20 protein-coding genes, 1 rRNA gene and 1 other annotated feature are annotated in these 20,134 nt (G+C 52.1%); of the genes, 12 read left to right on the plus strand and 9 right to left on the minus strand.

Going from position 1 to position 20,134, the window contains the following annotated elements; translation table 11 throughout:
- The first annotated feature begins 42 nt into the window (after positions 1-42).
- A complete protein-coding gene (gene luxS / locus SD961_RS07470; RefSeq protein ID WP_318789746.1) occupies positions 43-558 on the plus strand; it encodes an S-ribosylhomocysteine lyase in 516 nt (171 codons plus the stop codon).
- A gap of 88 nt (positions 559-646) precedes the next feature.
- Here luxS and SD961_RS07475 read toward each other — a convergent pair whose 3' ends face one another.
- The gene (locus SD961_RS07475) at positions 647-1,933 is read right to left on the minus strand and encodes an HlyC/CorC family transporter (RefSeq protein ID WP_318789747.1); all 1,287 of its coding nucleotides are present in this window, start codon (positions 1,931-1,933) and stop codon (positions 647-649) included.
- Positions 1,934-1,958: 25 nt separating this feature from the next.
- Positions 1,959-2,750: an inner membrane protein YpjD gene (locus tag SD961_RS07480; protein WP_306211124.1), complete on the minus strand. Its 792-nt coding sequence runs from the start codon at positions 2,748-2,750 to the stop codon at positions 1,959-1,961.
- Positions 2,751-2,914: 164 nt separating this feature from the next.
- Between SD961_RS07480 and ffh the strand changes: the two genes are divergently transcribed.
- The 5 genes from ffh to rplS all read left to right on the plus strand — a co-directional run bounded on the left by ffh (position 2,915) and on the right by rplS (position 6,435).
- Positions 2,915-4,276: a signal recognition particle protein gene (gene ffh, locus SD961_RS07485; protein ID WP_318789748.1), complete on the plus strand. Its 1,362-nt coding sequence runs from the start codon at positions 2,915-2,917 to the stop codon at positions 4,274-4,276.
- Positions 4,277-4,412: 136 nt separating this feature from the next.
- Positions 4,413-4,661, plus strand: coding sequence for a 30S ribosomal protein S16 (gene rpsP / locus SD961_RS07490; RefSeq protein WP_124234201.1), 249 nt, complete (start codon positions 4,413-4,415; stop codon positions 4,659-4,661).
- A gap of 18 nt (positions 4,662-4,679) precedes the next feature.
- Complete coding sequence (gene rimM / locus SD961_RS07495; protein WP_318789749.1) at positions 4,680-5,228, plus strand: ribosome maturation factor RimM; 549 nt, start codon at positions 4,680-4,682, stop codon at positions 5,226-5,228.
- Between the two features lie 29 nt (positions 5,229-5,257).
- On the plus strand, positions 5,258-6,040 hold the full coding sequence (trmD, locus tag SD961_RS07500) for a tRNA (guanosine(37)-N1)-methyltransferase TrmD (protein WP_318789782.1): 783 nt from the start codon (positions 5,258-5,260) through the stop codon (positions 6,038-6,040).
- Between the two features lie 32 nt (positions 6,041-6,072).
- Entirely contained in the window at positions 6,073-6,435 is a 363-nt protein-coding gene (rplS, locus tag SD961_RS07505; protein ID WP_024965502.1) for a 50S ribosomal protein L19, read from the plus strand.
- Between the two features lie 75 nt (positions 6,436-6,510).
- Here rplS and SD961_RS07510 read toward each other — a convergent pair whose 3' ends face one another.
- Together SD961_RS07510 and SD961_RS07515 are read right to left on the minus strand one after the other, a co-directional pair.
- Entirely contained in the window at positions 6,511-7,203 is a 693-nt protein-coding gene (locus SD961_RS07510; protein WP_318789750.1) for a CTP synthase, read from the minus strand.
- A gap of 18 nt (positions 7,204-7,221) precedes the next feature.
- Positions 7,222-7,767: a GNAT family N-acetyltransferase gene (locus SD961_RS07515; RefSeq protein WP_318789751.1), complete on the minus strand. Its 546-nt coding sequence runs from the start codon at positions 7,765-7,767 to the stop codon at positions 7,222-7,224.
- Positions 7,768-8,146: 379 nt separating this feature from the next.
- Here SD961_RS07515 and SD961_RS07520 point away from each other — a divergent pair, with 379 nt between their 5' ends.
- Positions 8,147-9,217, plus strand: a complete 1,071-nt coding sequence (locus SD961_RS07520) for a 3-deoxy-7-phosphoheptulonate synthase (RefSeq protein ID WP_318789752.1) — start codon at positions 8,147-8,149, stop codon at positions 9,215-9,217.
- Positions 9,218-9,228: 11 nt separating this feature from the next.
- A complete protein-coding gene (gene tyrA / locus SD961_RS07525) occupies positions 9,229-10,350 on the plus strand; it encodes a bifunctional chorismate mutase/prephenate dehydrogenase (protein WP_318789753.1) in 1,122 nt (373 codons plus the stop codon).
- A 30-nt stretch (positions 10,351-10,380) separates the two neighbouring features.
- Here tyrA and SD961_RS07530 read toward each other — a convergent pair whose 3' ends face one another.
- From SD961_RS07530 to bamD, 5 genes are all read right to left on the minus strand, one after another.
- The gene (locus tag SD961_RS07530) at positions 10,381-11,097 is read right to left on the minus strand and encodes a substrate-binding domain-containing protein (RefSeq protein ID WP_318789754.1); all 717 of its coding nucleotides are present in this window, start codon (positions 11,095-11,097) and stop codon (positions 10,381-10,383) included.
- Positions 11,097-12,149, minus strand: coding sequence for an ABC transporter substrate-binding protein (locus tag SD961_RS07535; RefSeq protein WP_318789755.1), 1,053 nt, complete (start codon positions 12,147-12,149; stop codon positions 11,097-11,099). Before SD961_RS07535 ends, SD961_RS07530 begins: the two co-directional genes overlap by 1 nt.
- Positions 12,150-12,276: 127 nt before the next feature.
- On the minus strand, positions 12,277-13,437 hold the full coding sequence (gene pheA, locus SD961_RS07540) for a bifunctional chorismate mutase/prephenate dehydratase (protein WP_318789756.1): 1,161 nt from the start codon (positions 13,435-13,437) through the stop codon (positions 12,277-12,279).
- 24 nt (positions 13,438-13,461) lie between these two features.
- Positions 13,462-13,586, minus strand: a sequence feature (Phe leader region).
- Positions 13,587-13,684: 98 nt separating this feature from the next.
- Positions 13,685-14,029, minus strand: a complete 345-nt coding sequence (raiA, locus tag SD961_RS07545; protein ID WP_318789757.1) for a ribosome-associated translation inhibitor RaiA — start codon at positions 14,027-14,029, stop codon at positions 13,685-13,687.
- A gap of 268 nt (positions 14,030-14,297) precedes the next feature.
- Positions 14,298-15,029 carry an outer membrane protein assembly factor BamD gene (gene bamD, locus SD961_RS07550; RefSeq protein WP_306211151.1) on the minus strand — a complete coding sequence of 244 codons (732 nt, stop codon included), beginning with the start codon at positions 15,027-15,029 and terminating at the stop codon, positions 14,298-14,300.
- A gap of 130 nt (positions 15,030-15,159) precedes the next feature.
- Here bamD and rluD point away from each other — a divergent pair, with 130 nt between their 5' ends.
- From rluD to SD961_RS07570, 4 genes are all read left to right on the plus strand, one after another.
- Entirely contained in the window at positions 15,160-16,137 is a 978-nt protein-coding gene (gene rluD / locus SD961_RS07555) for a 23S rRNA pseudouridine(1911/1915/1917) synthase RluD (protein WP_318789758.1), read from the plus strand.
- The gene (yfiH, locus tag SD961_RS07560) at positions 16,137-16,865 is read left to right on the plus strand and encodes a purine nucleoside phosphorylase YfiH (protein ID WP_318789759.1); all 729 of its coding nucleotides are present in this window, start codon (positions 16,137-16,139) and stop codon (positions 16,863-16,865) included. Before rluD ends, yfiH begins: the two co-directional genes overlap by 1 nt.
- 125 nt (positions 16,866-16,990) lie before the next feature.
- Positions 16,991-19,564: an ATP-dependent chaperone ClpB gene (clpB, locus tag SD961_RS07565; RefSeq protein WP_318789760.1), complete on the plus strand. Its 2,574-nt coding sequence runs from the start codon at positions 16,991-16,993 to the stop codon at positions 19,562-19,564.
- 475 nt (positions 19,565-20,039) lie between these two features.
- Positions 20,040-20,134: ribosomal RNA gene (locus SD961_RS07570) — 16S ribosomal RNA — on the plus strand; the annotation flags it as partial.

Raw genomic sequence — 20,134 nt, forward strand, 5'->3', positions numbered from 1 at the left:
TTTCACTTTTTTTAAAATAAATTTATTAGTTGAGGTAACCACATGCCATTGCTGGATAGCTTTACCGTCGATCACACTATCATGGCGGCGCCTGCGGTTCGTGTTGCTAAGACCATGAACACTCCTCATGGCGATACCCTTACCGTTTTTGATCTGCGTTTCTGCAAGCCAAACAAAGAAGTGATGCCAGAGCGTGGTATCCATACGCTGGAACACCTGTTTGCTGGCTTTATGCGTAACCACCTGAATGGTGATGGCGTGGAGATCATCGACATCTCTCCAATGGGTTGCCGTACCGGCTTCTATATGAGCCTGATCGGTACGCCAGATGAGCAGCGTGTTGCCAAAGCCTGGAAAGAGGCGATGCAGGACGTGCTGAAAGTAACCGATCAGCGCAAAATCCCTGAACTGAATGAATATCAGTGCGGCACGTTTGAAATGCACTCTTTAGATGAGGCGCAGGATATTGCGCGTCATATCATCGACAACGACATTCGCGTTAACCACAACGATGAACTGGCGCTGCCGAAAGATAAGTTGCAGGAACTGCACATCTAGTTTTGATGGGGCGGAACACTTTGCCTCTGGCAGAAGCGGGGAAACTGGCTGATGCTCTGTTAAGGGCGGGGTTTCCCGCCCTTAACGTTTAAGAACCTACCGACTCCTTCAGCGACTGCTTTGGCGTAATCCGCACCTGCTTAATCATATTCTCCTGCACGTCCAGGATATCAATCGCATAGTTGCCAATCGTTACAGTGGTGTCCGGTAAGGGAATATCCTGGATCGCTTCCAGAATCATCCCGTTCACGGTTCGCGCTTCATCTTCTGGCAGTAGCCAGTTAAAGGCCTTATTCAGTTCCCGAATATTCGCGCTACCTTCGATCAGTACAGAGCCATCGTTCTGCGGCACAACCTCTTCTGCAAGCGTTGGGGACATGGAGGTCGTGAAGTCACCCACGATCTCCTCAAGGATATCTTCGATAGTCACCAGCCCCTTAATATCGCCATACTCATCAACAACCAGCCCAACTTTTTTCTTATTCCGCTGGAATTTAACCAGCTGCACGTTAAGCGGCGTGCCTTGCGGCACGTAGTAAATCTCATCCGCTGCCCGCAGCATGACCTCTTTGGTAAACTCTTTTTTCTCGGTCATCAACCGGTAGGCTTCCCGCACGCGCAGCATGCTGATGGTATCGTCCAGCGAGTCGCGATAGAGCACGATACGCCCGTGAGGGGAGTGAGTAAGCTGACGAACGATCGATTTCCAGTCATCATTGATGTTGATACCCACAATCTCATTGCGCGGCACCATGATGTCATCGACGTTGACCTTTTCGAGGTCCAGCACCGAGAGAAGCATATCCTGATTGCGACGAGACATTAGCGAACGTGACTCATAAACCAGCGTGCGCAGCTCATCTTTGTTCAACGCGCCGCTGATGGCACCATCACTTCTTATTCCTATCATCTTCATCAGCAGGCGGGTAATGGTGTTCAGCAGCCAGACCAGCGGCATCATCACAATCTGTAACGGCCCCAGCAGCACGCTGCTTGGGAAAGCCACTTTCTCCGGGTAGAGTGCGGCGATGGTTTTTGGAAGCACCTCGGCGAATACCAACACGGCAAAGGTCAGGATACCGGTCGCTATGGCCACGCCCGCATCGCCATACAGGCGCATTCCGACAATGGTCGCCAGCGCGGAAGCCAAAATGTTGACCAGGTTGTTGCCGATCAGCACCAGGCTGATTAAACGGTCTGGCCGGCGCAGCAGTTTCTCAACCCGGCGAGCGGCGCGATCCCCGTTTTTAGCCTGATGACGAAGCTTATAGCGGTTAAGGGTCATCATGCCGGTTTCGGAACCTGAGAAGTAGGCCGAAACCAGAATCATAATGACCAGCGTGATGATCAGTGTGGTGGTTGAAACATGTTCCAACGAGGGAATTCCTTGTAGTGAAGGGTCAGGAGGTCAGGAAGTGCTGCAGCATCCGGCTACCAAAATAGGCCATCGTCAGCAGAAAAGCTCCGCCGCAGTTGAACCAGGCAACGCGACGGCCGCGCCAGCCTTCATGATAGTGACCCCAAAGTAAAACGATATAAACAAACCAGGCAAGTATCGACAATACCGCTTTATCCACATTCTCGCGGCTGAAAAGATCGTGCATATAGAACAGGCCGGTGCATAACACCAGCGTCAGCAGCACCACACCTACCTGGGTGATGTGGAACATCTTGCGCTCAATGGTCATCAACGGAGGAATGTCGTTATTAAACGCCAGCCGTTTATTCTTCAGCAGATAGTCAATCCACGCCAGCTGCAGGGCATAAAGCGCCGCGATAATCAGCGTCGCATAAGCAAACAGCGCCAGGCCAATATGCACCATCATGCCCGGGGTCGTTTCCAGATGGGTGATAAAAGCATTAGGCACAAAAGTGGCAAACGCCAGATTGATCAGCGCAAAGCTGTAAACAATCGGCAGCAGCATCCATCCCCGGTTGCGCGAGGCAACAATCGTCATAATGGCGCAAATCAGCAGGCTGACCAGCGAACCAATGTTCAGCAGGCTCAGGTTCTGACCACTGTCGAAGGCAAAAATACGCTGTTGCAGCGCCACAGCGTGGCAAATCAGCGCAATAATCGCGGAGATCACCGCCAGACGACGCCATGCACTCTGCTTACGCAGCAGGCTGGGGATGATCAAAGCGAGGCTGAAGGAGTAGGCGAGTAGCGCCAGAATCGCGAAAACGGACATAAATGTTGTCAGGTACCAGCCAGAGAAGAAAAAAAGCAGTATAGCGCCAGCGGCTGCAGGCTCCAAACGATCTCATCGCAGATGGCTGAGATCGCAGCAGCTTCATGTTATAATCCGTCCCATTGTGTCGCCTGGCGACCTCTCATTACGTTGAGCGAGAGACGATGTTTGATAATTTAACCGACAGATTGTCGCAATCCCTGCGCAATATCAGTGGCCGTGGACGGCTGACCGAAGACAACATTAAGGATACGCTGCGTGAAGTGCGCATGGCGTTACTTGAGGCAGACGTTGCGCTGCCGGTAGTGCGTGACTTTATCAACCGCGTAAAAGAGCGGGCGGTAGGTCAGGACGTAAATAAAAGCCTGACGCCGGGTCAGGAGTTCGTCAAGATTGTTCAAAACGAACTGGTCGTGGCGATGGGCGCAGAGAACAATACGCTCAACCTGGCCGCTCAGCCGCCAGCCGTGGTACTGATGGCCGGTTTGCAGGGTGCGGGTAAAACCACCAGCGTCGGTAAACTGGGTAAATTCCTGCGCGAAAAGCACAAAAAGAAAGTGCTGGTGGTCTCTGCTGACGTTTATCGCCCGGCGGCGATTAAACAGCTGGAAACGCTGGCCGAACAGGTTGGCGTCGATTTCTGTCCATCCGATCTCAGCCAGAAGCCAGTTGATATCGTCAAGAGCGCTCTGCAGCAGGCGAAGCTTAAGTTCTACGACGTGCTGCTGGTGGATACCGCCGGTCGTCTGCACGTAGACGAAGCGATGATGGATGAAATCAAACAGGTTCACGCCGCGATCAATCCGGTAGAAACGCTGTTTGTGGTCGATGCCATGACCGGTCAGGATGCGGCAAACACCGCTAAAGCGTTTAACGAAGCGCTGCCATTGACCGGGGTCATCCTGACGAAAGTGGATGGTGACGCCCGTGGCGGCGCTGCGCTGTCGATTCGTCAGATAACCGGCAAGCCAATTAAATTTATGGGCGTGGGTGAAAAAACCGATGCCCTGGAGCCGTTCTATCCGGAGCGTATTGCCTCGCGCATCCTCGGCATGGGCGACGTCCTGTCGCTGATCGAAGATATCGAGAGCAAAGTTGACCGTGCGCAGGCGGAAAAACTCGCCAGCAAGCTTAAAAAGGGCGACGGCTTCGACCTCAATGACTTCCTTGACCAGCTCAAGCAGATGCGCAACATGGGCGGCATGGCCAGCCTGATGGGCAAACTGCCGGGCATGGGGCAGCTGCCGGACAACGTGAAGTCACAGATGGATGACAAAGTGCTGGTGCGGATGGAAGCGATGATTAACTCCATGACGCGCAAAGAGCGTGAAAAGCCGGAGATTATCAAAGGCTCCCGCAAGCGCCGCATTGCAACAGGTTCAGGTATGCAGGTGCAGGACGTTAACCGCTTACTCAAGCAGTTTGACGATATGCAGCGCATGATGAAGAAGATGAAGAAGGGCGGTATGGCGAAGATGATGCGCGGCATGAAAGGTATGATGCCGCCAGGCTTCCCGGGCCGTTAAGTGAGCCGGAAAAGCACTTTGGCGAATTAGATTGCTTTTTGCGCCAAAATGAGTAAAATTTTCGGGCTTTTTATATTGCATCCGGGCCCCGTTCCCTCAATGGGGCCCGGATGTTTTATTAACTCAAGAGGATGTTATGGTAACAATTCGTTTGGCACGTCACGGCGCTAAAAAGCGTCCATTCTACCAGGTAGTCGTCACTGACAGCCGTAATGCTCGCAACGGTCGCTTCATCGAGCGCGTTGGTTTCTTCAACCCGATCGCATCTGGTCAGGCTGAAGCACTGCGTCTGGATCTGGATCGCATTGAGCACTGGGTTGGCCAGGGCGCTACTCTCTCTGATCGCGTTGGTGCGCTGATCAAAGAAGCTAAGAAAGCAGCTTAATCTGTCACGGTGGTCAACATGAGCAAGCAACTCACCGCGCAGTCTCCTGCCAGCCCTTTAATTTTAGGGAAGATGGGATCTGCCTACGGTATCCGTGGTTGGCTCAAAGTGTTTTCCTCCACCGAAGATGCCGAAAGCATTTTTGACTATCAGCCGTGGTTTATCCAACGAGCGGGTCAATGGCAGCTTGTCGAGCTGGAAGGCTGGAAGCGCCACAATCAGGACATGATCATCAAAGTCAAAGGCATTGACGATCGTGATACTGCCGGTCTGCTGACTAATTGCGAAATAGTCGTGGATTCTGAGCAGTTGCCAGCGCTGGAGAGCGGAGACTATTACTGGAAAGACCTTATCGGTTGCCAGGTTGTCACCACTCAAGGCTATGAACTGGGTAAAGTCACAGAGTTGATGGAAACCGGTTCAAACGACGTTCTCGTCGTGCAGGCTAATCTGAAGGATGCATTCGGTGCGAAGGAGCGGCTTATTCCGTTCCTTGATGGACAGGTTATCAAGAATGTCGATCTCACTACCGGCACCATTGAAGTAGATTGGGATCCTGGTTTTTGAGCTCCGGTAAAAACGGTATGGCGCCATCAATGTGGATTGGCATTATCAGCCTGTTCCCTGAGATGTTCAGTGCGATTACCGATTACGGAGTAACCGGCCGGGCAGTAAAAAATGGCCTGCTCAGCATTCAGAGCTGGAGTCCTCGTGATTTCGCTCATGACCGGCACCGTACCGTGGATGAACGTCCATACGGCGGCGGACCGGGAATGCTTATGATGGTTCAACCCTTACGGGATGCCATCCACGCAGCAAAAGCGGCGGCAGGAGAAGGCGTAAAGGTGATTTATCTTTCACCTCAGGGGCGCAAACTCGATCAGCATGGCGTTTGCGAACTGGCGACTAACCAGAAAATTATTCTGGTGTGTGGTCGCTATGAAGGGATTGATGAGCGCGTAATCAAAACCGAAATCGATGAAGAGTGGTCGATTGGGGATTATGTACTCAGTGGTGGAGAGCTGCCAGCGATGACGCTGATTGACTCGGTCGCCCGGTTTATACCCGGCGTATTGGGCAAGCAGGCATCAGCCGAAGAAGATTCATTTTCTGATGGTTTGCTGGATTGCCCACACTACACCCGACCTGAAGTGTTAGAAGGTATGGAGGTACCGCCAGTTCTGCTGTCGGGAAATCATGCTGAAATTCGCCGGTGGCGCCTGAAACAGTCGCTGGGCCGTACCTGGCTAAGAAGACCTGAACTTCTGGAAAACCTGGCTCTGACTGAAGAGCAAGCAAGGTTGCTGAAAGAGTTCCAGCGGGAATTCAGCAGGCAACATAACGATGATGGGCATGCGCGACAACAGTCGGGCGCCTGAATATCAGTTTACCCAGGATAAGAGATTTAATTATGAGCAACATTATTAAGCAAATTGAACAAGAGCAGATGAAACAGGACGTACCTTCATTCCGTCCGGGTGATTCCGTGGAAGTGAAAGTATGGGTCGTTGAAGGTTCTAAGAAACGTCTGCAGGCATTCGAGGGCGTGGTTATCGCTATTCGTAACCGCGGTCTGCACTCTGCATTCACTGTTCGTAAGATTTCTAACGGCGAAGGTGTTGAGCGTGTATTCCAGACTCACTCACCGGTTATCGACAGCATTGCTGTGAAACGCCGTGGTGCCGTACGTAAGGCCAAATTGTACTACCTGCGTGAGCGTACTGGTAAGTCTGCCCGTATCAAAGAACGTCTGGGCGCTAAAGCAGCTTCTTAAGTTAATAGCGAACAAGGGGTCAACCGAAAGGTTGGCCCCTTTTTTTATTCCTGTCATCAGCCAAAGCTCAAAAAATCAGTCGGCAGCGGCTTTCAACAGAGCGACGACCAGCGGGGAAAGTTCATTCCTTAACGCTGCACGTTCAGACTGGAACAGCGTAGCGACAAAAAATTTATGGTCCGGCAGTTCAATTCCACGCACGTCACTTTCAGTATCCCAGGCGGTAATACGTAACGGATACTCTGCCAGATGGCTAACAAACTCCGGATTTACGCCAAAATTACAGTGATAGCCTTCCTGCGTGGTGAGCTTGTTGTAGGCACGAGCGATCAGCGATTCGGGCCTGATACGTATATCCCCGGATTTCTCGATCAGTGAGCAGCTAAGAGGGGAGATAACGATGCGCCCTTCACTTTGGCTCTCTGCATGTGCTGCATCGGCCCAGCCCATTACGTTACGGGCATATTCGACCAGCGCGTACTGAAATCCTCCGCACGATCCCAGAAAAGGAATGTTGTTTTCCCGCGCATAAGTAATTGCCAGGAAAGCGCCGGCATCATTTTCATACGGGCTACCGGGTACGACCCAAATCGCAGCAAAATTCTTCAGTGCGCCAATGTCGTTTATTGATTTTGTTGGCAGCCAGTCCGCAGAAACTGTCAGGCCTGTAGCCTGTGCAGCAATCTGGATTGCGGGAGGGATCGCCTGATGAGCAATCGCCGTAGCGCGGTAATCACCTACAAGAGCAATACGAAGGGGGTGGTTCATTCTTATTTCCTGTTCAGGTTAAGCAAAAGAGTTTGACCTGGTGTGGCTCTGAGCCTGGCGATGAAAATGGTAAATCGCGGTATTGACCGGTCCGCTGTCCAGCACAATCAGGCCATATTTGATACCTTTGAACTCAGCACCACAACGAACTGCGACGCCACGGCTGGCCACATTCTCCTCTACGGCCAAAATTTCCACCACCTTTCTTTCCGGGCTTTGCCACGCCAGTTCCACCAGATGGCGCACGGCATAGCTGGCTATCCCCTGACGCTGTTCACTGCTACGCACCCAGTAACCAATAGAACAGTGATCGCGCTGCTCTCTGGAGTAGCGCAAACCTGCTCCACCCAGCAGACGACCATCCGGGGCAAACAGTCCCAGCTCATTAGCTTCACCTTTGTTTCTCAGCAGGTGCGTAATGCTGAACCACTGACGCGCTTCTGCGGGCGTGAACCCGGCATGTGCCCACAGAAGCCAGGGAAGAAGCGTATCCAGCGAGGCATTAACGGCGGCGGCGAACGCTTCTGCATCCTTATCCTGATAAGGCCGTAAAATAATCTGCATCGCTTACACTCCCTCGTAAACAGCCCTTATTGAACTTCATCATAGGATTATTTCACAGCAATGAGGAAGCAATTTCCCGCTTAACTCCGTATCAGGAAATTTTTGAATCACGAAAAACCGCAGCCAGGTTTTAAGCAAGGGCGATAAGGCTTTAGTATTTGTTGTAAATAATACTATACAGGTGCTAAGGGTGTTTTGCGCGTGCTTTTATATATAACTAATTGTTTATAAGGTGGTTATATGGAAATTCTATAGAGCGTTAAATTGATGGTAAGAAAACTGTACATACTGGCATTGAGTTATGTACCTTTTCTGGTACAGTATCTCTCACCCTACAGAGGGCTGACCTACGCATATTGAGAGAAACAGGATGACAATCATGCAAAAAGACGCGCTGAACAATGTCCATATCGCTGGCGAGCAGATTTTAATTACGCCAGAAGAGTTAAAAAAACAGTTTCCGTTGAATCCGACTCTGGAAGCACAGATTACCGCCTCACGTCAGACCATCGCCGATATTATCAGCGGCAAGGATCACCGTTTGCTGGTGGTTTGTGGTCCCTGTTCCATTCACGATACTGAAGCCGCGCTCGACTATGCCCGTCATCTGAAAACTCTCTCTGAACAGCTGAAGGATCAGCTCTATATCGTTATGCGTGTCTACTTTGAAAAACCTCGGACTACGGTTGGCTGGAAAGGATTAATCAACGATCCCTACATGGATAACTCCTTTGATATGGAGGCGGGGCTGCATATTGCCCGTCGTCTACTGCTGGATCTGGTGGAGATGGGGCTGCCATTAGCGACAGAAGCGCTTGACCCCAACAGCCCTCAGTACCTGGGCGATCTGTTCAGCTGGTCAGCCATTGGCGCGCGCACTACGGAGTCGCAAACCCACCGCGAAATGGCCTCTGGCTTATCGATGCCGGTTGGCTTTAAAAACGGCACCGATGGCAGCCTCGGTACCGCAATCAATGCGATGCGCGCCGCTGCAATGCCGCACCGTTTTGTAGGTATTAACCAGAGCGGTCAGGTGTGCCTGCTGCAGACGCAGGGGAATCCGGATGGGCACGTCATTCTGCGCGGCGGCAAAACCCCTAATTACGGGCCGGAAGATGTGGCGCAGTGTGAAAAAGAGATGCGCCAGGCGGGACTCCGTCCCTCCTTGATGATAGATTGCAGCCATGGCAATTCTAATAAAGATTTCCGTCGTCAGTCCGGTGTGGCTGAATCTGCCGTAGCGCAGATCAAAGATGGCAACCGTTCAATTATGGGGCTGATGCTGGAAAGCCATCTCCATGAAGGCAACCAGTCTTCCGAGCAGCCTAAAGCAGAGATGCGCTACGGTGTTTCCGTAACGGATGCCTGTATTAACTGGGAAACCACGGAAACCCTGCTGCGGGAAATTCATCAGGACCTGAACGGTGTGCTGGCGGCGCGTCTGTCGTAAGAGGACTATGTATGGTGGCTGAACTGACCGCGCTACGCGATCAAATTGATGAAGTTGATAAAGCGCTGCTCGATCTGCTGGCCAAACGGCTGAACCTCGTCGCTGAAGTGGGCGAAGTAAAAAGCCGTTATGGATTACCGATTTATGTGCCTGAACGGGAAGCCTCAATGCTCGCTTCACGGCGCAAAGAGGCGGAGCTGCTTGGCGTACCGCCTGATTTAATCGAAGATGTTTTACGCAGGGTGATGCGTGAATCCTACTCGAGCGAGAATGACAAAGGCTTTAAAACGCTGAATCCCGAACTTCGTTCGGTGGTGATTGTTGGCGGTAAAGGACAGATGGGGCGACTGTTTGAAAAGATGCTCACCCTCTCTGGCTATCAGGTCAGGATCCTCGACAAGGAAGAGTGGGCGCAGGCAGAGAATATGCTGGCGGATGCCGGAATGGTGATCATCAGCGTGCCGATACATCTCACCGAACAAGTCATCGGCAGTCTGCCACCAATGCCTGAGGACTGTATTCTGGTTGATCTGGCTTCGGTGAAAAATGGTCCGCTCCAGGCGATGCTGGCTGTCCACAGCGGCCCGGTATTGGGGCTGCATCCGATGTTTGGTCCCGACAGCGGCAGTCTGGCTAAGCAGGTGGTGGTCTGGTGTGATGGCCGTCAGCCAGAGGCGTATCAGTGGCTGCTGGAGCAGATCCAGGTTTGGGGGGCGCGTTTACATCGCATCAGTGCGGTAGAGCACGACCAGAACATGGCCTTTATTCAGGCGCTGCGCCACTTTGCGACCTTTGCTTACGGGTTACATCTGGCTGAAGAGAATGTACAGCTTGAGCAGCTGCTGGCGCTCTCATCCCCAATCTACCGTCTGGAGCTGGCGATGGTAGGCAGGCTCTTTGCTCAGGACCCTCAGCTCTACGCAGACATCATTATGTCTTCGGAAAGCAACCTTGCGCTGATCAAACGTTACTATCAGCGTTTTGGCGAGGCGATCAAGCTGCTGGAGCAGGGCGATAAGCAGGCATTTATCGACAGCTTCCGCAAAGTCGAACACTGGTTTGGCGACCATGCCCAGCGATTTATGCTGGAAAGCCGTACGCTGCTGCGGCAGGCGAACGATAATCGTCAGTAACTTTTTAAAGGCCGGAAACGGCCTTTTTCTTTAGCGGCCGAAACCGGCCCGGTGAAAGAGAGCCTTCGCCTCCTTCGACAATAAAAATTCCCCCAGCGCTTCAGCCTCCCTTGAGCAGAGGGCAAATGTATAGTCGGCCTGAATCTGCCAGGGTGCAGGAATGGGCAGTATGACCACTTTGCCTTCCGCCTTCAGTAGTGGGCTATAGCTCTGATAACCAATAAACAAATCTGCCTGGCCGCTTTCCAAAAGCCAGCTTGCCGCCACTTTTCCCGCAGGAACGGCCGGACTTTCCGGTCCACCAACCAGCGGCATCGCCCGTCGTTTTAGCTCATCTCCTCTTGTGGGGTGAGAGGCTTCAATAAGCTCGAAAAGCTCCCAGGCGTAATCGCCGGAAGGATCGCTCAGCGGGGTAGAGGTTGCCACGCGCAGGGAGGGATCAAGCAGCATATCCAGCCACTCTCTTTTTTCTGCGGCAAGGGATGGGCTAATACTCAGGCAAAGGCTGTTATGGGTAAAAATGCGGGTTGTCAGGGCACGCCCCGCATCGAACAGTCTTTGCGGGTGAGCGCTATTCGCAGAAGCAAAAAGATGGCAGGGCTCTCCCTGCTCAATGCGCTGCAAAAGCAGACCGGCAGGGCCAAAATCAGTAGTAACGGTATGACGGTTCTGCAGCTTAAACTGGCGCATTAATTCTGGCCAGACAATACGCAGACTACCGGCAGCGAAAACGCGGATGTCACTCATCAATTGTTGCCGACATAGTGGGTGCGGTAGAAGCGCTGATACCAGCTGTCAGCTCTGTTCTGCATATTGATATCGCTGAATTTTTCCGGATACAGTTTTTTCGCCATCCAGAGCTCACCCAGCGCCAGCGCTTCCGGCATCGGGTATCCCCAGGCTTTGGCATATTCCGGCATCAGGTAAACACGGTGATTTTTTACCGCATCTACAGCCTGCCAGGCGGGTTGCTGATTAATCTCATCCATCACCTGAGGATAACGATCCTGTATAAAGATAACCTGTGGGTTCCAGGCAACGATCTGCTCCATAGAGACCTGCTTATAGCCTTTGAGCGTTGCCGCTGCGACATTGAGAGCACCAGCATGCGCCATCATCAGGCCGGTATATTTCCCGGAACCGTAGGTGGTCAGATCTGGATTTGCCATATAGGCGCGAATGCGTTGAGCGGGCGGGATAGCTTTCAGACGATCGGCCGTTTGCTGACGCTCATCAAAGGTAGCTTTAATTAAAGTTTCAGCCTGCTTTTGATGATTAACGACTTCGCCGATCAGTTTGATCCCCTCTTTCAGCCCCTGATTATAAGCGCGATCCTCATCCTGCAGGTCGGGATTAAGCTTGCTCTGCTGTTTCGCATCGCCGCTGCGTAGCGAGATGGCAATCACCGCGATGCCCAAATTCTGGATCTGGTTGATCATCTCTTCAGGCGCATAGTTGGTCACGAAAACCACCTGAGGATGAAGGGCAACCAGCTTTTCGACATCCACGTGAGTGAGATCGCCCAGGGTCGGAATGGAATTAAGCTGAGGCACAAGGCGCTGATAGCCCTCGCCCAGCTGTTGTTTCCAGTTACCCAGAATGCCAACCATTGTGCTGGTGGCATCCAGCTGCACCAGCAAATTGAGCGTCTGATGTTGCAATACCACCACACGATCGACCCGATCCGGGATCGTCACCTGGCGACCGAGCTGATCAACCACCTGACGCGCGGCCTGAGAGCAGAAAGGAATAAAGCAGAGTAGAGCGGTGAGGGCGGTTACCCTGAACGAACGAAGCATATGACATTCCTGATTAACGTTATATACATCATGATATAACGTTAATCAGGCAGGGGAAATTGATTCTGCACAATAAAAAGAAACGCGCGTCAGCCGTACACCCGGCGGCTGACGAGAAACAGGAAGGCTATACCGGCTCTACCGGAATAACGTTTTCGCCTGGATAGCAGCCCAACACTTTCAGGGAGCGGGTGATGGGTGTTAACTCTTTCAGCGCCTGCTGAACCGCATCGGAGCGCAAATTACCCTGGAAATCGATATAGAACATCTCTTCCCACGGATTGCCGTTGATGGGACGCGACTCAAGTTTACTCATGACCAGGTTGTGCTGACGCAGCACCAGTAAGGCTTCTACCAGCGCGCCTGCCTGTTGGCCTGTGGCCATAATCAGTGTAGTTTTGGCCGGAACCTGCAGTGTCACTTCAACTGGTTTTCTGGCAAGGATAATAAAGCGGGTAATATTTTGCTTTTGGTTAGCAAGATTACGCTCCAGCACCTGCAGGCCATAGAGTTCACCGCCAGCCTCGCTGCCAATGGCGGCAACTTCAGGCGAGTTCATCGCCGCGACTTTTTCCATCGCTGCGGCGGTGCTTTCGGTGTACTCAATTTTCCAGTGCGGGTAGCGGTTAATAAACTGGCTACACTGCTGGAAAGGTTGAGGATGACTATATACCGTTTTAATTTGCTGCAGATCGGTGCTGCCATTGACCAGCACACAGTGATCGATCGGCAGAGTCATCTCGCCAACAATAGAGAGGCTGGTCTGCTGCAACAGATCGTAAACATCGTTAATTGAACCAGAACTGGTATTTTCAACCGGAAGGACGGCATAGTCAGCCTGACCGGTTTCGACCTGACTGAAAATATCCTGAAACTTCAGGCAGCCGCTTTCAATGAAGTTATCAAAATGGCGGGCAGCGTAGTTGCGTGCGGCAAGATGGGAATAGGAGCCTTTCGGGCCCAAAAAGGCGATCCTCGCCGAGTGTGAAGCGGTTTTATTCAGGTGCTTCTGCAGCAGCGCCTGCTGAGTCAGCACCGAGTCTTCAATAATCAACTGGAAAAGACGCGTGATGTAATGTGCATCCAGCTTATGCTCTTTGCCCAGAGTAATGAGATGCTCAAGCAAGTCCCGCTCGCGGTCGATGTCGCGGATGGGGCGATGGGTAGCCATCTTTGCCGTCGCAACCTCAACCGCCAGCGCCCGGCGTTGAGCCAGCAAGTTCAGCAGTTGTTCATCCAGCGCGCTGATTTTATCGCGCAGGCCCAGCAGGGGATTTTCGGGTGTCATAAGTGCTACCTGTCAGAAGTTCATAAAAAAAAAGCCTCCCGCTTGGGAGGCTTTGTTGTTCGTCTTCGCATTGTTTCTTACACGACGAATCGCCTCCCGGTCAGCGGAAGGTAAAAAAGAAGGCGAAGAAGAACGACAGTTTTTTCATTAGTGTGTCCGGAATCAGCAAGTGTTTAAAGTAACCGCTGCAAATTATTGCTGTCAATAAAAAAACGCGCCCTGAGGCGCGTTATCTTTATGCTGCTCTTTATTCCTGATCGACAGCGCTTAAGTCAACGCTCAGGTCTTTGACGCTGGCGTTAGCACGGCGCGCTTCACCTTTGTGCTGAACCTTGTTCAGCTGGCGCTCAAGTTTGGCGATAAGGTCATTGATGGCGGTGTACATATCAATATGTTTCGCGCTGGCTACCAGCGGGCCATTGGGCGTATTGATGGTGGCATCAGCGACAAATTCCTTCGGCTCCTTTGAAAGAACGATATGGGGTTTTATCAGGTCAGTTTGCCATTTTTCGAGCTTGGCGAGACGGTCTTCGACATGTTGGCGGATAGCCGGAGTGATTTCCATGTGCTTGCTGGTAATGTTCAGAACCATAGTGCTTACCTCTCTGTCATTTCCGTCGAATGTAGGATCAGCATACCCTGAAAAAGGGGTTAATGCGTGATTTTCATCACGTTTTTTTGTCACTTTTTGTCAAGTCTGGAAAATCTGTGAGGTGGGGTGGTAATTGGCCAAAAGGGGGTTGTCTGCGGGGGCTTAAGCGGGCATGATTGATGGGATGACTCAGGACGCAAGGCGTAACGCATTCTGTTTTGAGCATAAAAAATGGCAGCCTCAGGCTGCCATTTTTCGTTTACAACGCTTAAGCCTGATTCGCCGCAATCAGCTTCGCGACTTTATCTGCCTCAGCCGTCAATTGCAGATGACGGTAAGCATTCTCCATCAGCGGCAGCGCCGTGCGGGTAGCCTGGGTGTCCGGATAATCTTTCATCATTTGCTCAACGCGGTTAACTACTGCAACATAAGCCTCGCGCTTAGTGTAGAATTGAGCAACGGATAATTCATATTTCGCCAGACGATCTTTCAGATAGACCAGACGCTTTCTGGCGTCGGTCGCGTACTGACTGTTCGGGTAACCGCGCAGCAGCTGAGAGAAGTCATGGAAGGCGTCACGCGCATGCGTAGGATCGCGGTCAGAGCGGTCGATGCCGAAAAAGCCCTGCAGTGCGCTGTCATCCAGTGCCATATCCGTCAGACCACGCATATAAATCACGTAATCAATATTCGGGTGGGTTGGATTAAGACGCATAAAGCGGTCAATTGCGGCCTGCGCCAGCGGCAAATCGGCATTTTTGTAGTAAGCGTAGATCAAGTCTAGCTGAACTTGCTGGGAGTAAGGCCCGAACGGATAGCGGTTATCAAGCGCTTCCAGTTGCGTTATTGCTCCTTTAAAGTTACCGTCCTGCAGTTTTTGCTGGGCTGTGGCATAGATCTCAGAAGGCGGATTGTCGGGCACCGTTTCCTTCGAGCCGGAACAACCCGCCAATGCCAGGCTCAACGTGGCTGCAGCCACCAGATATTTCATACGCGTCATGACGATTTGATTATCCTCAGAGTGTTATTCAGGAAGCTGTCCATGTAGCTCCCGATAGTGACCAGGTACAATAGCACATTATATTAAACGGCATCGCCGTGAAAACCCAACGTTAACGAAGAAGCTGTTTATGGCACAACAAGTAAAACTCAACGCAACGGTATCCGAATCGCAACTCGGACAACGCTTAGATCAGGCTTTGGCCGAATTGTTCCCTGATTATTCCCGATCACGCATAAAAGAGTGGATTCTCGACCGTCGCGTCACCGTCAATGGCGTAATCATCGACAAACCAAAAGAAAAAGTGCTTGGCAGCGAACAAATCGCTATTGATGCAGAAATTGAAGAGGAAGCTCGCTGGGAAGCGCAGGATATCCCTTTAGACATTGTTTACGAAGATGAAGACATTCTGGTGATCAACAAGCCTCGCGGCCTGGTGGTGCATCCTGGTGCGGGAAATCCTGATGGCACGGTACTGAATGCACTGTTACACCATTTCCCCGCCATCTCTGATGTTCCACGCGCGGGTATCGTTCACCGCCTGGACAAAGACACAACTGGCCTGATGGTTGTGGCGAAAACGGTGCCTGCGCAGACGCACCTGGTGGAATCTCTGCAATTAAGAGAGATCACCCGTGAATATGAAGCAGTAGCAATTGGCCGAATGACTGCTGGGGGCACAGTTGATGAGCCTATCAGCCGTCACTCCACCAAACGCACGCACATGGCGGTACACCCAATGGGTAAACCGGCCACTACGCATTACCGCATTATGGAGCACTTCCGTGCGCATACCCGTTTGCGTTTGCGTCTTGAGACTGGTCGTACTCACCAGATCCGTGTCCATATGTCCCATATCAGTCATCCGCTGGTGGGCGATCCGCTATACGGCGGCCGTCCCCGCCCGCCTAAAGGTGCATCCGAAGCCTTTATCGGCACGCTGCGTTCGTTCGACCGTCAGGCGCTGCATGCCACCATGCTGCGTCTTTACCATCCAATCAGCGGTATCGAAATGGAATGGCATGCGCCGTTACCGCAGGATATGGTCGATCTGATCGCTGCCCTGAAAGCGGATACCGAAGAGTTTAAGCATCAGCTGGATTGGTAATGAGCCTGATTAAACCTGAGTGGGCGCTGCCCCCAATGGTGCGAGCCATAAGCTCAACCCGGGTGGGCGGCGTAAGCGGCGCTCCCTGGGATTCGCTGAATCTTGGTGCCCATGTAGGGGATAATCCTCTCCATGTGGCAGCAAATCGTCAGCGTCTGGTTGAGTTGGGTGCAATACCCACTCAGCCACTCTGGCTGGAGCAGGTTCACGGCACCGATGTTTTACATCTCACCAGAAACACACCTCAAACTCTCTGCGCTGATGCCGTTTACACACGTGAACAGGGTTTACCCTGCGCGGTGATGACGGCAGACTGCCTGCCGGTGCTTTTTTGCTCGATGGACGGTAAAGAAGTTGCGGCGGCTCATGCTGGTTGGCGTGGACTTTGTGCCGGCGTACTGGAAGCGACGCTGGCGGCATTTCAGGCTCCGCCCGAAGAGGTAACGGTCTGGCTTGGTCCCGCTATCGGCCCGGATGCTTTTGAGGTAGGACCCGAGGTAAGGGAGGCTTTTTTAGCACAAAATTTGCACGATGCGGCAGCTTTTCGTGTGGCAGGTGAAAAATATTATGCTGATATTTGGCAGCTCGCCAGGGCGCGTCTGAACCGCAGCGGAGTACGCCACATCACGGGTGGCGGCCTTTGTACCGTTTCTGATCCCGCTAAGTTCTTCTCTTTCCGACGCAATGGCGTCACGGGCCGTATGGCAAGTTTGATCTGGCTGATATAACCTAGCGCCATAAGACGGTCCAGATTGATGTATTTTTCACCAATATATTTGGGTCATTAAACTTGAAAATTTGAGGGTTGACCTCATTTAATCTCCAGTAGCAATTTGACCTGAATGGGGGAATTATGCGTCTGGATCGTCTTACTAATAAATTTCAGCTCGCTCTCGCCGATGCCCAGTCTTTAGCCCTGGGGCGCGACAATCAATTTATCGAACCTCTCCACCTGATGAGTGCTTTACTGACTCAGGAAGGGGGATCCGTTCGTCCTTTACTCACTACAGCTGGCGTTGATGTGGCTGCCTTACGAAACGGCGTCGATCAGGCTATTGGCCGCCTGCCGCAGGTTGAAGGTACGGATGGCGACGTTCAGCCTTCTGCTGACCTGGTTCGCGTCCTTAACCTTTGCGATAAGCTGGCCCAAAAGCGCGCTGACAATTTTATCTCATCCGAACTGTTCGTGCTGGCCGCTCTGGAATCGCGTGGCTCACTGGCCGACCTCTTAAAATCTGCCGGTGCAACCAGCGACAAACTAGGCAAAGCAATCGACCAACTGCGTGGAGGTGAAAACGTGAACGACCAGGGAGCTGAAGATCAGCGCCAGGCTTTAAAAAAATACACCATTGATCTGACCGAACGGGCGGAGTCAGGCAAGTTAGATCCAGTAATTGGTCGTGACGAAGAAATCCGCCGGACCATCCAGGTTCTGCAACGCCGCACCAAAAATAACCCGGTGCTGATTGGTGAACCCGGCGTCGGTAAAACAGCAATTGTGGAAGGCCTTGCTCAACGCATCATTAATGGTGAGGTGCCGGAAGGGCTGAAAGGCCGCCGTGTGCTTGCGCTGGATATGGGGGCGCTGGTGGCTGGCGCTAAATATCGGGGTGAGTTTGAAGAACGTCTGAAAGGCGTGCTTAGCGATCTTTCCAAGCAGGAAGGCAACGTCATCCTGTTTATCGATGAGCTGCACACCATGGTTGGCGCCGGTAAAGCCGATGGCGCAATGGATGCCGGTAACATGCTGAAGCCTGCGCTGGCTCGCGGGGAGCTGCACTGTGTTGGCGCCACTACGCTCGACGAATATCGTCAGTACATTGAAAAAGATGCCGCGCTGGAACGTCGCTTCCAGAAGGTGTTTGTGGCTGAGCCAAGTGTGGAAGATACCATTGCTATTCTGCGCGGGCTGAAAGAGCGCTATGAACTGCATCACCATGTACAGATTACTGACCCGGCTATCGTGGCAGCGGCGACCTTATCGCATCGCTACATTGCTGACCGTCAGCTTCCGGATAAGGCGATTGACCTTATTGATGAAGCCGCTTCCAGCATTCGTATGCAGATCGATTCCAAACCTGAAGCGCTGGACAGGCTGGAGCGCCGCATTATCCAGTTGAAACTGGAGCAGCAGGCGTTGAAGAAAGAGTCAGACGACGCCAGCATCAAGCGTCTGGAAATGCTGGAAACTGAGCTGAATCAGAAAGAGCGTGACTACTCTGAGCTGGAAGAAGAGTGGAAAGCAGAAAAAGCTTCCCTTTCTGGTACGCAGACAATTAAAGCTGAACTGGAGCAGGCGAAGCTTTCTATGGAGCAGGCTCGCCGTATGGGTGACCTTGCGCAGATGTCTGAGCTGCAGTACGGGAAAATCCCTGAGCTGGAAAAACAGCTGGCACTGGCCACCCAATCTGAAGGCAAAACGATGCGTCTGCTGCGCAATCGCGTTACCGAAGTTGAAATCGCTGACGTGCTGGCGCGCTGGACCGGTATTCCGGTAGACCGGATGATGGAAGGGGAGCGGGAGAAACTGCTGCGCATGGAGCAGGATCTGCATCAGCGCGTTATTGGACAGAACGAAGCCGTTGAAGCTGTCTCAAATGCGATCCGCCGCAGTCGGGCAGGGCTGGCCGATCCAAACCGGCCGATTGGTTCGTTCCTGTTCCTTGGTCCAACAGGGGTAGGTAAGACTGAACTTTGTAAGGCGCTGGCTAACTTTATGTTCGACAGTGATGATGCGATGGTGCGCCTCGATATGTCAGAATTTATGGAGAAGCACTCTGTCTCCCGTCTGGTTGGGGCACCTCCTGGTTACGTCGGATATGAAGAGGGCGGTTACCTGACTGAGGCGGTTCGTCGTCGTCCTTATTCCGTCATCCTGCTGGATGAAGTTGAAAAAGCGCATCCGGATGTGTTCAACATTCTGTTGCAGGTGCTGGACGATGGCCGCCTGACCGATGGGCAGGGCAGAACGGTCGACTTCCGTAACAGCGTGGTGATCATGACCTCTAACCTGGGGTCCGATTTGATTCAGGAGCGTTTCGGTGCACTCAGCTATCCGGAAATGAAAGAGGTAGTGATGACCGTAGTAGGCCAGCACTTCCGTCCGGAGTTCATCAACCGTATTGATGAGCTGGTGGTCTTCCATCCATTAGGTGAGAAACATATCGCTTCTATAGCGAAGATTCAGCTGCAACGTCTTTATGATCGACTGGCTGACCGTGGATTTGAACTGACTATCTCTGAGAGTGCGCTGCAATTGCTGGGTGAAAACGGTTATGACCCGGTTTACGGTGCACGGCCGCTGAAGCGTGCTATTCAGCAGCAGATTGAAAACCCGCTGGCGCAGCAGATACTTTCTGGTGCTCTGGTTCCCGGAAAACCAGTTGAAATGGATGTTAAGGATGGCGTTATTGTGGCAACACAATAATTATGCCATTAAAAAATGGGCCTTCGGGCCCATTTTTGTTTATTAACCAGGCTGAAAATGGCTGTTTTAACCGTTTTTGATTAAAAGATGAGCGCTTGAATATTTTTTTGCATTCAGGGCTTGCGGTCTGCCAGAAACTCCCTATAATGCGCCTCCACTGACACGGAACAACGGCTTACCGGCCGCCGGGTTGAGAGGTTCAGCTCGCTGAATCGCCGGAGAAAAACTTCTGAAACAGAGGTTGACTCTGAAGGAGGAAAGCGTAATATACGCCACCTCGCAGTAACGCCTCAGGGCGCTTACCGCAACGCTCTTTAACAATTTATCAGACAATCTGTGTGGGCACTCGCAGGATTGATATCAGCGCCGCAAGGCGCAAAAAAATATCAAGCCTTAAGAGTGAACACATAATGAAATTCATTATGAGTGTTTTACACTTGAGCACCGCTGAACCTGTTTCAGCAAATCGAACTTTTAATTGAAGAGTTTGATCATGGCTCAGATTGAACGCTGGCGGCAGGCCTAACACATGCAAGTCGGACGGTAGCACAGAAGAGCTTGCTCTTCGGG

Origin of the sequence: Erwinia sp. MMLR14_017 (assembly GCF_033657285.1) — a bacterium.
Lineage (GTDB): Bacteria > Pseudomonadota > Gammaproteobacteria > Enterobacterales > Enterobacteriaceae > Erwinia.

Coding starts and splice junctions, on each gene's coding strand:
- trmD (WP_318789782.1), top strand. CDS start 5,258: ATGTGGATTGGCATTATCAGCCTGTTCCCTGAGATGTTCAGTGCGATT.
- rplS (WP_024965502.1), top strand. CDS start 6,073: ATGAGCAACATTATTAAGCAAATTGAACAAGAGCAGATGAAACAGGAC.
- ffh (WP_318789748.1), top strand. CDS start 2,915: ATGTTTGATAATTTAACCGACAGATTGTCGCAATCCCTGCGCAATATC.
- bamD (WP_306211151.1), bottom strand. CDS start 15,029: ATGACGCGTATGAAATATCTGGTGGCTGCAGCCACGTTGAGCCTGGCA.
- tyrA (WP_318789753.1), top strand. CDS start 9,229: ATGGTGGCTGAACTGACCGCGCTACGCGATCAAATTGATGAAGTTGAT.
- yfiH (WP_318789759.1), top strand. CDS start 16,137: ATGAGCCTGATTAAACCTGAGTGGGCGCTGCCCCCAATGGTGCGAGCC.
- SD961_RS07515 (WP_318789751.1), bottom strand. CDS start 7,767: ATGCAGATTATTTTACGGCCTTATCAGGATAAGGATGCAGAAGCGTTC.
- raiA (WP_318789757.1), bottom strand. CDS start 14,029: ATGGTTCTGAACATTACCAGCAAGCACATGGAAATCACTCCGGCTATC.
- SD961_RS07520 (WP_318789752.1), top strand. CDS start 8,147: ATGCAAAAAGACGCGCTGAACAATGTCCATATCGCTGGCGAGCAGATT.
- SD961_RS07510 (WP_318789750.1), bottom strand. CDS start 7,203: ATGAACCACCCCCTTCGTATTGCTCTTGTAGGTGATTACCGCGCTACG.
- SD961_RS07535 (WP_318789755.1), bottom strand. CDS start 12,149: ATGCTTCGTTCGTTCAGGGTAACCGCCCTCACCGCTCTACTCTGCTTT.
- luxS (WP_318789746.1), top strand. CDS start 43: ATGCCATTGCTGGATAGCTTTACCGTCGATCACACTATCATGGCGGCG.
- clpB (WP_318789760.1), top strand. CDS start 16,991: ATGCGTCTGGATCGTCTTACTAATAAATTTCAGCTCGCTCTCGCCGAT.
- pheA (WP_318789756.1), bottom strand. CDS start 13,437: ATGACACCCGAAAATCCCCTGCTGGGCCTGCGCGATAAAATCAGCGCG.
- rimM (WP_318789749.1), top strand. CDS start 4,680: ATGAGCAAGCAACTCACCGCGCAGTCTCCTGCCAGCCCTTTAATTTTA.
- rpsP (WP_124234201.1), top strand. CDS start 4,413: ATGGTAACAATTCGTTTGGCACGTCACGGCGCTAAAAAGCGTCCATTC.
- rluD (WP_318789758.1), top strand. CDS start 15,160: ATGGCACAACAAGTAAAACTCAACGCAACGGTATCCGAATCGCAACTC.
- SD961_RS07530 (WP_318789754.1), bottom strand. CDS start 11,097: ATGAGTGACATCCGCGTTTTCGCTGCCGGTAGTCTGCGTATTGTCTGG.
- SD961_RS07480 (WP_306211124.1), bottom strand. CDS start 2,750: ATGTCCGTTTTCGCGATTCTGGCGCTACTCGCCTACTCCTTCAGCCTC.